Source organism: Rhodococcus sp. A14 (assembly GCF_011603105.1).
In the GTDB taxonomy this organism is placed as follows: Bacteria; Actinomycetota; Actinomycetes; order Mycobacteriales; family Mycobacteriaceae; genus Rhodococcus_F; species Rhodococcus_F opacus.
Window position 1 is genome coordinate 73,509 of record NZ_JAAOQS010000003.1, and the last position, 13,617, is coordinate 87,125.

The window sequence follows — 13,617 nt, forward strand, 5'->3', positions numbered from 1 at the left end:
GAGAATGGGTTTCGGTGCCGGAATACTCCGGCACGGCCGGGAGGTTCCCTGCACTGTTCTCGCCCTGTTGTGAGTGGTGATCGCGTGAGGGGTCCGCCCAGACGGAACAGCGGCCGGAGCTGTCGGACGGTTGCGTCACGCGATCACCACACTGAGAGCCCGTCCGCACCTGATGGTGAGGAGTGACCCCCAACACGTTAGACACATTTTGTACGGTCGGCAAGATTTCGCTGCAGTGTGGTGGGTCAGGCGGGAGAGACTGCTTCGTCGGTACGCCCCGCGGCCTTCCTCGCCTGCACATCCTCGGTCGGATCCGTTGTGGTCGCGATCTGTTCGAGGCTTCGATTGGTCGTGCGTTCACCGAAGACGCCCACTGTCATTCCCATCAGTGCCATCGCTCCTGCCGTCACGATGAAGACGGCCGCATAGCCGAGCCCCGCGTACACCCCGGCAATGAGGAACCCGCTCCCGAATCCGGCGATCCGACCGATGCCGTTGACGAATCCTGTTCCGGTTCCTCGCAGGCGCGTCGGGAAGATCTCGGGCAGGTAGGTGAAGACGAACGCCGTCCCGGTCTGCAACAGCAGGGTGATCAGCAGCCCGCTCGCGACGAGCACTACGGCACTGTTGGTGAATCCGAAGACCAACATCAATACCGCGACAATCGATTCGATGATCCACAGCATGCGACGCCGCTCCCACCGGTCGATGAACAACCAGGCGAAGAGGGCGCCGGGAACAGCCGCGAGCGACAGGATCGAGGTGTACGTCAGACTCTGCGACGCGCTCAGCCCGTGATCGACCAGGAGGGTGGGAAGCCAGGAATTGAAGCCGTAGAAGCCCACCGCCAGGAACGTGAGCATCACAGCTGCGACCAGGGTGCGTCTGATGTAGGCACGGCCGAACAGTTCACTCGTCCGAGCCTTGACGATGGGACCTTCTTCTTCGGGTTCGGGCAGTGCTCCGAACAGGCTGAGCGCTTCTCGCTCGAGTTTTTCTACGATCGGTGCCGCGCTGGCTCCGCGACCATTGGCTTCCTGCCAGCGCACCGACTCGGGCAACTTCCAGATGGAGACGATGCCGATCACGACACCACCGGCTCCGAGAACGAAGATCCATCGCCAGGCGGATGGACCCGTGGGAATGACGAATCGCGAGAACCAAGCCATGAGCGGGATGCCCGCGAGTCCGACAGCGAGGGTGAGCGCTTGGATGCGGCCTCGTAGATGTCGCGGAAACATTTCCGCGACGTAGGCGAGCAATACGGCCACCATCGCCTGGAGGCCGGCGCCGGTCAGCACTCGATAAATGGTCAGATCCACCATTCCGACAGCGAAGGCGCAGGCCAGTGAGAATGCCGAGTACCAGAAGGTGGCGCCGATGATGGTCCACTTACGGCCGTATCGGTCCGCGAGCCAACCACCGGCGGTGGAACCGACGAACATGCCGAAGAACGACGCCGAGGTGAGGATGCCGATGTCGCCGACCGACAGATCCCATTGTGCGCGGACGGCGGGTGCTGCATACGCAAACGCATTCAGGTCCGCCTGGTCGAAGAGCATCAACGCACCCAGGAGGACCAGCCAGCGTCGTTGAGTCGGTGTGGCGCTGGGCAATCGGCTCATACGTGCGGCCAGACTCGGCTCGGCGACACGAGAGGTCGCGGAATCTGCGGTGGAGGCCATGAACGGCCCTTTCTGTGGATCGGAGACGTGAGCGCGCCGAGGGCGCAAGATCCCTCGCAGCGAGGGGCCATCGGCCACCATGGGTGACCGCGCGCATACCTTCCCGGCACGGTGTGACGACTGTCTCCTTCGGCCCGACGGGTGTCAACGCGGCTTTCAACAGTTGAAAGCCGCCGTGCCCTCGGGGGCTCGGTCCGGTAGAAGGAGCAGTGTCGCGGCCGGCACGTCCTCTGGTCACGGTCGGCCGCTATTGACTTGCTTCCCAACCGCACCCACCGCCGACGGGGTGGCTACTCGACCTAGGAGTGCTCATGCACACTCGCCTCTTTTCCGACGAGCACGAAATGTTCCGCGAGACCGTTCAGAAGTTCGTGGCGCGGGAGATCACCCCCCATATCGACCGGTGGGAATCCGACGGCTCGATCGACAAGGACCTGTGGTCCTCGGCGGCCGAACACGGCCTCATCGGCCTGTCGGTCCCCGAGGATTACGGCGGCGCCGGGTCGGCGGACTACCGGTTCCGGTGTGTGGTGATGGACGAACTCGCACAGGTCGGTGCGGCGGCGGTCAACGTCGCGCTCGGCGGATTCGACGACCTGATCGGTCCCTACCTCGTCGATCTTGGCACCGAGGAACAGAAACGGCGTCTGCTTCCGAAATTGTGCAGCGGCGAGTTCGGTGCCGCGATCGCCATGACCGAGCCCGGTGCCGGAAGTGACCTGCGGGGTATCCGCTCGTCCGCACGGCGCGACGGGGATGGATGGATCCTCAATGGCAGAAAGACCTTCATCACCGGCGGGCGCCGCGCCGACCTCGTCATCGTCGTCGCACGTACCGACCCCGATGCCGGAGCACGCGGCTTCAGCCTGTTCTTGGTCGACAAAGGCATGTACGGCTTCACCCACGGCCGGGCGTTGGACAAGCTCGGCCAGCGTGCCGAGGATGTTTCCGAGTTGTTCTTCGATGACGTCCGCGTCCCCAATACCCATCTGCTCGGCGAGGAGGGGGCAGGATTCCGCCACCTGATGGAGCGGCTGCCGAAGGAGCGGATGTCGATCGCCTACTACGGTCTCGCCGCCGCCGAAGCCGCTCTGGGCTGGACGATCGAGTACGTGAAGGATCGGCACGCCTTCGGACACGCCATCGCCGAATTTCAGAGCACCAAGTTCACTCTCGCCGACCTGTCGACCGAACTCGACGTCACCCGCGCCTTCATCGACCGCGCTGTGTTGGACCTCAACGAGGGCAGACTGTCTGCGGTTGATGCCGCGAAGGCGAAATGGTGGGCAACCGAGCTTCAGCAACGGGTGATCTCTCGATGCCTCCAGCTGCACGGTGGGTACGGTTACATGCGCGAATACCCCATCGCGCGGGCATTCGTCGACGCACGAGTTCAGACCATCTACGGTGGCACGACCGAGATCATGAAAGAGATCATCGGCCGCGAACTGATCGCGCCCGCAGGGCGGTGAACGGGGCCCGGGCGGCCTCCATCCCACCACCCGGTGCACTACCCCGGATCGTCGATGTTGATGTCCCCGCTCTCCGCCGCGACAGCGGGGACATCACGTCATTTCAGTCTGCGCCCGCGGCACGTGGGGTGCTGTGATGGACGTGCCCGGGAGCAATCACGGACCCGAGGCTCGGCGGACCGGTCTTCTCGTACTCGGCGGTCTGGCGCTGCCGCTCCGCGGCGTAAGCCTTGTCGTCGCCGGTGGCCCGCGCGATCAGCGCGCTTCGCGCCGAGGGCCCCACGTGACACAGACCCGGAATGAAGGGATTGTCCACGCAATGCGTGGACCGGCCAGGTGACGACGTACCGACGAGACCAGCACTGGAATATATCCGTCGCGTACTCGAGCCGCAGTCCGGGCAGGCGTTGGTATCCGGGACGGGTTGTGCGACAAGACATTCCCGCATGACACCGCAGGGGGTGCATTTGTAGTCGACGAGGATCACGGTTATTCCTGGGGGACGAGAGCGCCGAAGTGTTTCCAGTCCTCCATGTCGTGGGCGATCCACAACCGGGCGCCGCCCTCCTCGAGTCTCCTGAGTTTTTCGATGCTGGCGCGCGCCTGGTCGTGGTCCCAGTCGAACGGATCCGGCTGACACTTGTCCAGTCCCTCCCGCAGATGAACGGTGTCGCCGGTGAGCACCAGCCGCTGGCTGGGAAGTTCGACGATCAGCGACAGCTCGCCAGGGCTGTGTCCCGGGGTGTGCATGATGGTCACCGCGCCGTCGCCGAAAAGATCGGTTTGCGGTGCGTAGAGGGTCGTCCAGTCGAAGTTCTTGACCGGTTCGAGGTCGTCGGCGAAGCGGTAGAACTGGGCACTGTCGGCCGGAGGATCCGCCGCGAAGTCGTACTCCCCGGGGCCGATATAGAACTTGGCCTGCGGGAACAGATAGAGCCCGCCGGAATGGTCGGAGTGCGTATGGGAAAGGATGACGTGGGTGATGTCCTCGGGGCGGAAACCGAGGGATGCGATCTGCCTGTCGATCCGCTGCCCGGGGTGAGACTGGACGTTGTACACGTCGACCAGGTCACCGAAGTACGCGTACGGATCCTCGTTGAGGATGGGAGCGAAGCTGGTATCGAACATGATCAGTCCCTGGTCGTGTTCGATGAGAAACGCCGGCAGTGGGATGGTCACCTTCCCTTCGGCCCCCACGACGAGCTCGCCGGCGTCCATGTCCATCGTCGGTGCGTCCAGCGCCCAGAGGCGCTTTGCCGTGTTCCTTGCATTCTTTGGCATCGATTTCTCCTTCTGATGTGCAGGGCGAGAAGTTGCTCGCGCGCGGAGCCGCGGCCGGAGTCGTCCAGAATCTGACTGTGGCGACGCTGCTCCAAGACCTGCTTGCGACTAGGGCTGACCGCAGGCCCTCCGCGCAGCAAGGGAATTCGACCGCAGTTGTCCGGTCGGAAGCAGAAACGCGGCCGCAAGATCGTCCTCTGCGGAGGTTGCTCGAAAGTGTCCACGACAACCGGGGTCGCGGGAAGGGGCGATCGAGTTCCTTCCGATATTCGGAAAACATCGCGGGCCGTAAGGGTTCTACGGCCTGCACCAAACCGATGCAGATTATTGCCGCGCGTCGCACTTTGATGTAGCTTCTTAGTGATGCAGGTCATCGTCGAGCTGCTCCCCGCGGCTGGTAGGCGCGTGATTTTTCGTGACCGGCTCCCGCCATAGGGAGACCGGAGTGGACTGCTATTCACTTACTAGACAGAAGTCTAGTTTTGGTGTTAGTTTGTGATCCACGTCCCATTCGGGCAGCTTCCGGGCCGCGCGAGACGAGGCCCCCAGGGCGTTCGAGCGCGCGGCCCGGGACGGCGCGGCGTTGGCCGTGGCGTCACCGGCGATACCTCTCCGAGAGATGTCGCAGATTTCGCTCTGGCTTCATCTCTATATACCTGCACTTCAACGCTTTTGATGCTCCCGACCATTGACTGGGTCAGTCGGCTCGGCACCAGACGGGCCACGAGAGAAAGACCATGATGATCAACTACGACCACTGGATTTCGGGAAAGGCCACCGCACCTTCCTCCGGCGCATTCATCGACTCCACCAGCCCCGTCGACGGACGACTTGTTGCCCGGATCGCTTCGGGGACCGAAAGCGACGTTGCGTGCGCGGTGGCCGCGGCTCATGACGCCGGGCACGCTTGGCGCGAGCGGCGGCCGATGGAACGCGGACAACTCCTCATGGCCCTCGGCCGCGCAATCCGGGAACGCGCCGATCGTTTCATCGAACTCGAATCGGCGGAGACAGGAAAACCTGCCTGGCAGGCCGAACTCGAGGTCGAGGGCGCCGCCCAGTACTGCGAGTTCTACGGCGGGCTCGTCAACATCGAGCAAGGCAGTGTCCTCGACGCCGGTCCCGGGACCCATGCATTCACCCGGCGTGAACCTTTCGGCGTCGTCGGGGTGATCACCCCCTGGAACTCACCCCTCAATCAGTGCCTTCGCTCCTCCGTACCCGCCCTGGCGGTAGGCAACACGGTGGTGGTCAAGCCCTCCGAGTTCACGTCGACGAGCACGCTGACCGTTGCTCAGTTAGCCACCGAAATCGGCTTGGACGACGGCGTTTTCAACGTCGTCACCGGGACAGGCAGCGCTGTGGGCCAGTCCTTGGTCTCCCACGAAAAGGTGCGGCGCGTGTCGTTCACCGGTTCCGTCCGTGCCGGTCGTGAGGTGGGCCGGATTGCTGCCGAACGGATCATCCCCGTCAGCCTCGAGCTCGGCGGCAAAGGCGCGAACCTCGTCTTCGCCGACGCGGACATCGACAAAGCGGTCGACGGTAGCCTCATGGCCTTCGCCTACAACACCGGCCAAGTCTGCTCAGCAGGCACGCGGTTGCTGGTCGAACGCACCGTGCACGATCGTGTGGTCGATGCCCTCGCCGCGAAGACGCCGTCGATGAGCAACAAACTCGGCCCCCTGACCACCTCCGCGCAGCGCGACAAGGTTGCGCACTACCTGGAGGTGGCAGCCTCGGAAGGCGCCCGTGCGGTCGTCGGCGGCACCCCGGGATCGGGAAATTTCATCGAGCCGACGATCTACACCGGTGTCACCAACGACATGCGCATCGCCCGCGAGGAGGTCTTCGGACCGGTTCTCGCCGTCATCCCCTTCGACAATCAGGACGAGGCGGTAGCCCTGGCGAACGACTCCGACTACGGGCTGTCCGCGGGGATCTGGACCCGAGACATCTCTCGTGCTCACCGAGTCGCCGAACAGCTCGAAGCCGGCCAGGTCTACATCAACGCCTGGCGCAGTTCCCTGATCGAAACCCCGTTCGGCGGCTACAAGAACAGCGGATACGGCCGTGAAAAGGGCCTTCAGGCGCTTCACGAATACGCCCAGCTCAAAAGCGTCATCGTCACGTACTCGCGGTAGAGAAAAGGAGATCCCATGTCGCTCTACAAGGACAAGGTCGTCATCGTCACCGGCGCAGCCAGTGGTTTCGGCAAGAACATCGCTCGCAGTTTTTCCGATGCCGGGGCCCAGGTGGTGGTTGCCGACATCGACGCCGACGGTGCGAAGGCCACCGCCGATTCGCTCGGCGAGGCGGTTGCAGTGGAAACGGACGTCTCGAACGTCGATTCGGTTCGGGACATGATCCATACCGCGGTAAAGGAGTTCGGCGGACTGGACGTCTTGGTCAACAACGCCGGTGTCCCGCACCGGTCGATGCCGATGCTCGACCTCGATCCAGCAGATGCCGACCGCATGTGGGCCGTCAATGTCCGTTCGGTTTTCCTCGCCTGCAAATTCGGCATTCCGGTGATGCGGGAGCGGCCCGGTGCCTCGGTCGTCAACGTGGCATCCATCGGTGCAATCCGTCCGCGTGGCGGAATGACGGTGTACAACGCCAGTAAGTCCGCGGTCATCACACTCACCCGGGGGCTCGCCGCGGAAGTGGCCCCCGATGTACGTGTGAACGCGGTCAATCCCGCGGTCGCGGAGACGAATTTTGTCAAGGGCGCACAGGGATTGGACAAGATTCCGGACAATGTCAAGGTGGCGATGCTCAGCGAGATTCCGATGGGCAGAACCGCTGCCACTCAGGACATCGCCGACGCAATTCTGTTCTTGGCGTCGCCGGCCGCAAGCTTCATCACCGGCGTCGCCCTGGATGTCGACGGCGGACGAAGCATCCAATAACTGTAGCTGTGGCCGTATCTGACCGATCAGCCTCCCTTCCCGGCGGACGAGTACTGGAACGCCGTACCCGTCCGCCGGGAGCCGTCAACGACATCTGATGGAGTTCCGAGACCCGCGATGGACGAATCGACTCTGGCCGCCCTGCGCTCGGCGGGTCCCGACTGCGGGCACATCGCAGCCGCGGCCGAGGCCGAGGAAGCTTATCCACTGGGCGGAAGGCCGTCTTCCCTTGCAGGACGGTCGGTCACGAACAAAGTTCTGGCGATCCTCGCCGCCTTCAGTGTCGACACACCCGAACTGAACTTGACCGAACTTGCCCGCAGGGCGCAGCTGTCTGTTCCGACCGCACATCGGCGAGTGGCGGAGCTTCTTGCGTGGGGCGCACTCGAACGGACGCCCCAAGGTCGGATTCGCATAGGCCTACGGCTGTGGGAGGTCGGGTCTTTGGCCCCGCGGGGCCTCGCGCTGCGCGAGGCCGCACTGCCGTATCTGGAAGACTTGTACGAGCTCACGCATGAAAACGTTCAGCTCGCCGTGCGTGAGGACACCGAGGTGGTGTTCGTCGAACGCATCACCGGGCGGCGCGCGGTCCCGGTCCACACCCGCGTGGGTGGACGATTCGACATTCATGCCACGGGTGTCGGACTTGCACTACTTGCCTTTGCGCCGCCCGATGTGCGCGACCGTGTCTGCGCCTCACCGCTCCAGCAGTACACCGAGTGGACCATCGCCGACCCGCTCACACTGCGCACATGCCTTGGCACGGTGCGTGCGAAGGGGTACGCCGTCAGCGACCGTCAGATCACCTCAGACACGCTCTCGGTTGCCGCGCCGATTCTCTCCCTCGACGGTACCGCGCGAGCAGCGGTGTCCCTCGTCGTGCGGTCAGACGGCGCTCATCCCGGCCCGCTCGCCATCGCCGTGCGAGCCGCGGCCCTGGGAATCACGCGTGCGTTGGCGTCATCCGAAGGTCGGCACCTCACCGGAAGGAATGCACCCGGTTCGCGTGATGTCGTCGGGATGGTGTGACTGGCATGCCATCCCGACGATCTGGCCTACCGGCGCCGCGGACGGGCCGTCCTACCGGCGCCGGGAATAGGACAGGATCATGTGATCGAGCATGTCCTCCGCGGGTCCCGCGAGACGCTTCACGGCGTCGTCGTGCACCGCCGCCGACTGCTCCGCGGGCCAGGGATCGGGCAGATACCGGGCAGGCAGTCCCGGGTCGCTGCGAAGAAGGCGAACCCAGTCCGCACCGAGGGCGGTAAAAGCGGCCACGGGATTCGGCGGATCGTTCGCCGGGTTTCGCCAGCACTCGACGAATCGCCGGTGCTGCTGCTCGATGTGCACCAAATCCCAGGCAGTGTGTACGAACTCGTTCGGCGCGATACCCGCGAGCGGTGTGCCCGCGAACGCGAATGCGCGAGCATCGGGTGCCTCGGTGCGGGCGAGGATGTCTGCGACATCGACTACACCCGGGGCGATCCACAACCCGTCCCGCAGGCGCCCGAAACCTGCCCACATCAGTTGCGATCGCAGGTGCCGGCGCAGGTCGCGATGCGTCTCCGGCACGGAGTAGCTCAGCAGAGTCCAGTTGTCGTCTGCAGGAGTGAACGGGTGGCTGGAGACCACCCTTTCGCGTCCCTGGCGGAGTAGTTCCTCCATGCCTGAACTCATGCCGAAGGCTGCGATCCGACCGGTCTGCGACCGGTCGAGTAGCCCCGTCCGCACCATGCGGTTCAGTGTTGCCCGAACGGCAGGCTCGCTGACATCGAGGTAGCCGAGGACGTCGATGAAGACACGCGCATTGACCAGTGCCCGGTCATGATCGAGCACCAGAGCCCCGAAAAAACTGAGCAACAGTTCCTGCGGTGTCCGCCGCTCGCTGACCTCGGCCCGCGGCGGGTCGACCGAGTCAGCCTCCACGTACGCCTGCATCAGCTCTCCCTTTCGCACCCGTGAGAGGTCCCCGCACTTCGGGTTCCACTCGTACAGTGCCATACGCACAATGCTAAGTGAAATATTGACGCTCGTCCTCCATTTGTGTAGCTTTTTGGTGACATGCGCCATTGCTCAGGCGCCGCAGCTCACAGTCCCGGTCCTCTCGTCTGGGATCACGCACAGGAGTGCATCGTGATTTATCGTTCCCGCATCGCATCGATCGACATCCCCGCTGTGACCATGCCCGAGCACGTTCTCGCCGGCGCCGCAAGCCGGGACGGCAAGCCGGCTCTGATCGACGGCGAAACCGGGGAACGACTGACGTATGGCGAGCTCGATGCACTGTCCGCACGGGCGGCCGCGGGGCTGCGTGCCCGCGGGATCGGGACGGGCGACGTGGTGGCACTCGCCAGCCACAACCAGCCGATGTATGCCGTTGCCGTACTGGCGATCTTGCGGGCCGGGGCGATCCTGACACCGCTGAATCCGGCGTGGACCGCCGCCGAGATGGCGAAGCAGCTCGGCGACTCGAACGCCAAGGCAACCATCGCATCGACCGATATCGCGGCGAAGGTCGCGTTGGCGGGGGACCACTCACGCTTAAAGACGCATCTTGTGCTCGGCGAGCGGGAAGGCTTCACGTCCTTTCACACGCTTTGTGCCACGGCGCCAGCACCACTGCCCCGCATCGAACCAGACGCGCTGGCCGTTCTTCCCTACTCCAGTGGCACCACCGGCGCCAGCAAAGGTGTGATGCTGAGCCACCGCAACATCGTCGCGAACCTCCAGCAACTCCGCGCAGGCTGGCGTCTGACCGAATCGGATGTGCTCTGCGCAGCCCTGCCGTTCTTCCATATCTACGGCTTCACGATCATCCTCAACTCCGCTCTCCTTGCCGGCGCGACCGTGATCACGCTCCCCCGCTTCGACCTTCGTACCTACCTGCGCACCGTCCAGGACTACCGAGTGACGCGGGGGCATTTCGCGCCACCGGTCGTGCTGGCACTTGCGCATTCTTCGGACGTCGCCGAGTACGACCTGTCTTCGATGACCATCGCCCTCTCCGGTGCGGCTCCCCTCGATGAAGAGGCGGTGGCCCGGGCTCAGGACCGCACCGGTGTGGTGATCCGGCAGGGCTACGGGATGACCGAAGCGAGCCCGGGAACCCACATGGTCTATGACGAGGATTTCGCCGACACCCCGGCGGGATTCGTCGGGCGCCTCATGCCGGCTACCGAGGCCCGCATCGTCGATCCGGCAACCGAAGACGATGTTCCGCCGGGAAACCCAGGCGAACTGTGGGTTCGGGGGCCACAGATCATGCGTGGGTACCTCGGCAATCAGGACCCCACCGACGCCACGATTGTCGATGGATGGCTCCGCACCGGGGATATCGCCGTCGCCCACGGCGAGAACTTCGCGATCGTCGACCGTCTGAAGGAACTGATCAAGTACAAGGGTTACCAGGTCGCACCAGCCGAACTCGAGGCACTGCTTCTCACCCATCCGCACGTACGGGATGCGGCCGTCGTCGCTATGCCCCATTCGACCGGCGGTGAAGCCCCGAGAGCGTTCGTCGTAACGACCGAGCCCATCGGCGGCGACGAGTTGATGACGTGGGTAGCCAGCCAAGTGGCGCCGTACAAGAAGATTCGAGCAGTCACCTTCGTGGACGCCATACCCAAATCACCCGCAGGCAAGATCCTGCGCCGAGTGTTGAAGGACGCCGCGGGATCCACGAGCGGTCTCCGGTAGCGCCTCGCCCCTGCACATTCACTTTTCTGTCCACTTTCCGACATGGCGGAAGCTGGTCGGCCCACTCGATCCGGCCGCCGCCAGTCACCTGCCACCCCACCACCTCAACGAGATCGGGAGATTACAGCTATGGACCTGACGAACAAGGTCGCCGTCGTCACCGGCAGCGGACAGGGCCTCGGGCTCGCCTACGCCAAGGACCTGGTGCGGCACGGCGCCGCGGTCGTGATCAACGACGTCAACCAGGCCACCGCCGACGCCGCCGTCGCCGAGATCACCGCCGCGGGCGGCCGGGCCGTCGCCGTCGTCGCCCCGGTCGGCAGCACCGAAACCGCCCAGAAGCTGGTCGCCGGCGCGGTCGACGCATTCGGACGCCTCGACGTCATGGTCACCAATGCCGGCATCCTTCGCGACAAGGTGCTGTGGAAGATGACCGACGACGACTTCGACGCCGTGATCAATGTGCATCTGCGCGGCACGTTCACCTGCGTCCGCGAAGCCGTCCTGAAGTTCCGCGAGCAGGGCGACGGTGGTCGCATCATCTGCATCGGGTCCCCCGCCGGCCAGCGCGGCAACTTCGGGCAGACCAACTACTCGGGCGCCAAGTCCGGCATCGTCGGCATGGTCCGCACCTGGGCGATGGAACTGCAGCGCGCGGGCATCACCGCCAACGCCGTCTGCCCCGTCGCCGCGACGGCGATGACGGAGACCGTCCCGTTCCTCGCCCCCTACATCGAGGGCATGAAGAACGGCGAGCCGCTCCCCGACATCATCCGCCGCGAGGTCGGGATGGGCACCCCCGAAGACGCCGCAGGCATCATCTCGTTCCTCGCGTCCGACGCCGCCGCGGACATCACCGGGCAGGCCTTCGCCGTCGGCGGCGACCGCCTCGCACTGTTCTCACATCCGCAGCTGACGACCACTGCCTTCCACGACGGCGGATGGTCGGCCGACGATATCGCGTCCGATTGGCAGCAGACATTCGCGGAATCGACCGAGTCGGTCGGCGAAAAGTTCCCCGACGAACTGGTGGCGCAGTGAGCCGCTACGAGTACGGCATCGACTTCACGACGATCGAGGCCCTCGATTTCCACACTCATGTCCAGTTGGACGGCTGTGGTCATCACGCGATGGACGAGGTGCTCCTCGCAGCGACCGCGAAATACTTCAAATCGCCCGAGGACCAGAACCCGACCGTGGACGATGTCGCCGCGCACTACCGGGCCAGGAACATGGCCGCCGTCGTGTTCACCGTCGACGCCGGCGCCGCCACCGGCCACGCCGCCAACTCGGTCGAGGAGATCGCCGAGGGCGCGGCCCGCCACAACGACGTCCTGATCCCGTTCGGATCCGTCGACCCCTGGCAGGGCAAGGCCGCCGTGCGGCGCGTGCACCGGCTCGTCGACCAATACGGTGTGAAGGGGTTCAAGTTCCACCCCAGCATGCAGGGCTTCGAACCGAACGACCGGCAGTTCTACCCGCTCTACGAGGCCATCACCGAGGCCGGGGTCCCCGCCCTGTTCCACACCGGTCAGACCGGGATCGGCGCCGGGCTGCCCGGCGGCCACGGCATCAAACTGCGCTACTCCGACCCGATGCTGCTCGACGACGTCGCCGCCGACTTCCCCGACCTCACCGTGATCATGGCCCACCCGTCGGTGCCGTGGGTCGACTCGCAGATCTCCATCGCCACCCACAAGGCCAACGTCTTCATCGACCTGTCCGGGTGGTCGCCGAAGTACTTCCCGCCGCAGCTGGTCAAGGCCGCCAACAGCAAGCTCCGCGGCAAGGTGCTGTTCGGCTCCGACTTCCCCGTCATCCAGGTCGACCGCTGGATGACCGACTTCGCGGTCCTCGACATCAAACCCGAGGTGCGCCCCCTGATCCTCAAGGACAACGCCCTGACCGCATTAGGCATCAAAGCCTGATCGACCACCACACCAACCTTTGGAGATTGACATGACCGCCAGCACAACGGCGTCCACCACCGTCGCCGCCGCTGCCGACCTTTTGACCTACGTGGGAAAGTCGCTGGGGACCAGCAGATGGCGTGACATCACACAGCCCGATGTCGACCAGTTCGCCAAGGCGACCGGTGATGAACAGTGGATTCACGTCGACGTCGAACGCGCGAAGACCGGTCCCTTCGGCGGCACCATTGCCCACGGTTACCTGACGTTGTCGCTGATAGCTCCGCTGTTCGACGATGTCCTGAAGGTCGAAAACCTCGGCATGGGCGTGAACTACGGGCTGAACAAGACTCGTTTCCCCGCTCCCGTCCCGGTCGGATCGCGCGTCCGCCTGAGCGCGACGGTCGCGAATGCCGAGGAGATCAAGGGCGGCGTCCAGATCGTCGCCTCGATCACGATCGAGCGCGAGGGCGGCGACAAGCCGGTCTGCATCGCCGAAGCGGTTCTGCGCTACTACAACTGACGCCGACAGCCACCCGCCGAATCTGCGCTCACAGCGCAGATTCGGCGGGCAGCGGGTCGAGATTCCACCTCGAACCCACGCACTGTGCGAGGTGGGGACTCGCGATCGAATCCGACAGCAGTGACACTGCGCTATCAGGAG

General features: G+C 64.6%; 12 protein-coding genes. 8 read left to right on the forward strand and 4 right to left on the reverse strand.

Annotation, left to right across the window (positions count from 1 at the left end):
* Nucleotides 1-245: 245 nt before the first annotated feature.
* Nucleotides 246-1,685 carry an MFS transporter gene (locus tag G9373_RS02675; protein WP_005260633.1) on the reverse strand — a complete coding sequence of 480 codons (1,440 nt, stop codon included), beginning with the start codon at nt 1,683-1,685 and terminating at the stop codon, nt 246-248.
* A 311-nt stretch (nt 1,686-1,996) separates the two neighbouring features.
* Here G9373_RS02675 and G9373_RS02680 point away from each other — a divergent pair, with 311 nt between their 5' ends.
* A complete protein-coding gene (locus G9373_RS02680; protein WP_167113771.1) occupies nt 1,997-3,157 on the forward strand; it encodes an acyl-CoA dehydrogenase family protein in 1,161 nt (386 codons plus the stop codon).
* Between the two features lie 103 nt (nt 3,158-3,260).
* Here G9373_RS02680 and G9373_RS02685 read toward each other — a convergent pair whose 3' ends face one another.
* Entirely contained in the window at nt 3,261-3,473 is a 213-nt protein-coding gene (locus G9373_RS02685) for a hypothetical protein (protein ID WP_005566777.1), read from the reverse strand.
* Between the two features lie 173 nt (nt 3,474-3,646).
* Nucleotides 3,647-4,438: an N-acyl homoserine lactonase family protein gene (locus G9373_RS02690; RefSeq protein WP_240482929.1), complete on the reverse strand. Its 792-nt coding sequence runs from the start codon at nt 4,436-4,438 to the stop codon at nt 3,647-3,649.
* Nucleotides 4,439-5,175: 737 nt separating this feature from the next.
* On the opposite strand from G9373_RS02690, the gene G9373_RS02695 reads away from it, so the two are divergent.
* From G9373_RS02695 to G9373_RS02705, 3 genes are all read left to right on the forward strand, one after another.
* Nucleotides 5,176-6,579, forward strand: coding sequence for an aldehyde dehydrogenase family protein (locus G9373_RS02695; protein ID WP_240960317.1), 1,404 nt, complete (start codon nt 5,176-5,178; stop codon nt 6,577-6,579).
* Between the two features lie 15 nt (nt 6,580-6,594).
* Nucleotides 6,595-7,347 (forward strand): SDR family oxidoreductase, encoded by a 753-nt coding sequence (locus tag G9373_RS02700; RefSeq protein ID WP_167113773.1) that lies wholly within the window; start codon nt 6,595-6,597, stop codon nt 7,345-7,347.
* 117 nt (nt 7,348-7,464) lie between these two features.
* Nucleotides 7,465-8,376, forward strand: coding sequence for an IclR family transcriptional regulator (locus tag G9373_RS02705; protein WP_005260639.1), 912 nt, complete (start codon nt 7,465-7,467; stop codon nt 8,374-8,376).
* Between the two features lie 51 nt (nt 8,377-8,427).
* On the opposite strand, the gene G9373_RS02710 is transcribed toward G9373_RS02705, so the two are convergent.
* Nucleotides 8,428-9,348 (reverse strand): PaaX family transcriptional regulator C-terminal domain-containing protein, encoded by a 921-nt coding sequence (locus G9373_RS02710; protein ID WP_005260640.1) that lies wholly within the window; start codon nt 9,346-9,348, stop codon nt 8,428-8,430.
* 132 nt (nt 9,349-9,480) lie between these two features.
* Between G9373_RS02710 and G9373_RS02715 the strand changes: the two genes are divergently transcribed.
* The 4 genes from G9373_RS02715 to G9373_RS02730 all read left to right on the forward strand — a co-directional run bounded on the left by G9373_RS02715 (nt 9,481) and on the right by G9373_RS02730 (nt 13,476).
* Nucleotides 9,481-11,043, forward strand: a complete 1,563-nt coding sequence (locus G9373_RS02715) for an AMP-binding protein (protein WP_005260641.1) — start codon at nt 9,481-9,483, stop codon at nt 11,041-11,043.
* A gap of 129 nt (nt 11,044-11,172) precedes the next feature.
* Complete coding sequence (gene couN / locus G9373_RS02720) at nt 11,173-12,084, forward strand: 4-hydroxyphenyl-beta-hydroxyacyl-CoA dehydrogenase (RefSeq protein WP_120660846.1); 912 nt, start codon at nt 11,173-11,175, stop codon at nt 12,082-12,084.
* The gene (gene couO, locus G9373_RS02725) at nt 12,081-12,971 is read left to right on the forward strand and encodes a 4-hydroxyphenyl-beta-ketoacyl-CoA hydrolase (protein ID WP_120660845.1); all 891 of its coding nucleotides are present in this window, start codon (nt 12,081-12,083) and stop codon (nt 12,969-12,971) included. Before couN ends, couO begins: the two co-directional genes overlap by 4 nt.
* Before the next feature lie 31 nt (nt 12,972-13,002).
* Nucleotides 13,003-13,476: a MaoC family dehydratase gene (locus G9373_RS02730; protein WP_005565030.1), complete on the forward strand. Its 474-nt coding sequence runs from the start codon at nt 13,003-13,005 to the stop codon at nt 13,474-13,476.
* Nucleotides 13,477-13,617: the final 141 nt, after the last annotated feature.

Bases quoted from the DNA above. Each gene is read 5' to 3' on its own strand.
- G9373_RS02710 (WP_005260640.1), bottom strand. From the start codon at position 9,348: ATGGCACTGTACGAGTGGAACCCGAAGTGCGGGGACCTCTCACGGGTG.
- G9373_RS02730 (WP_005565030.1), top strand. From the start codon at position 13,003: ATGACCGCCAGCACAACGGCGTCCACCACCGTCGCCGCCGCTGCCGAC.
- couN (WP_120660846.1), top strand. From the start codon at position 11,173: ATGGACCTGACGAACAAGGTCGCCGTCGTCACCGGCAGCGGACAGGGC.
- G9373_RS02695 (WP_240960317.1), top strand. From the start codon at position 5,176: ATGATGATCAACTACGACCACTGGATTTCGGGAAAGGCCACCGCACCT.
- G9373_RS02700 (WP_167113773.1), top strand. From the start codon at position 6,595: ATGTCGCTCTACAAGGACAAGGTCGTCATCGTCACCGGCGCAGCCAGT.
- G9373_RS02680 (WP_167113771.1), top strand. From the start codon at position 1,997: ATGCACACTCGCCTCTTTTCCGACGAGCACGAAATGTTCCGCGAGACC.
- G9373_RS02675 (WP_005260633.1), bottom strand. From the start codon at position 1,685: ATGGCCTCCACCGCAGATTCCGCGACCTCTCGTGTCGCCGAGCCGAGT.
- G9373_RS02705 (WP_005260639.1), top strand. From the start codon at position 7,465: ATGGACGAATCGACTCTGGCCGCCCTGCGCTCGGCGGGTCCCGACTGC.
- G9373_RS02690 (WP_240482929.1), bottom strand. From the start codon at position 4,438: ATGCCAAAGAATGCAAGGAACACGGCAAAGCGCCTCTGGGCGCTGGAC.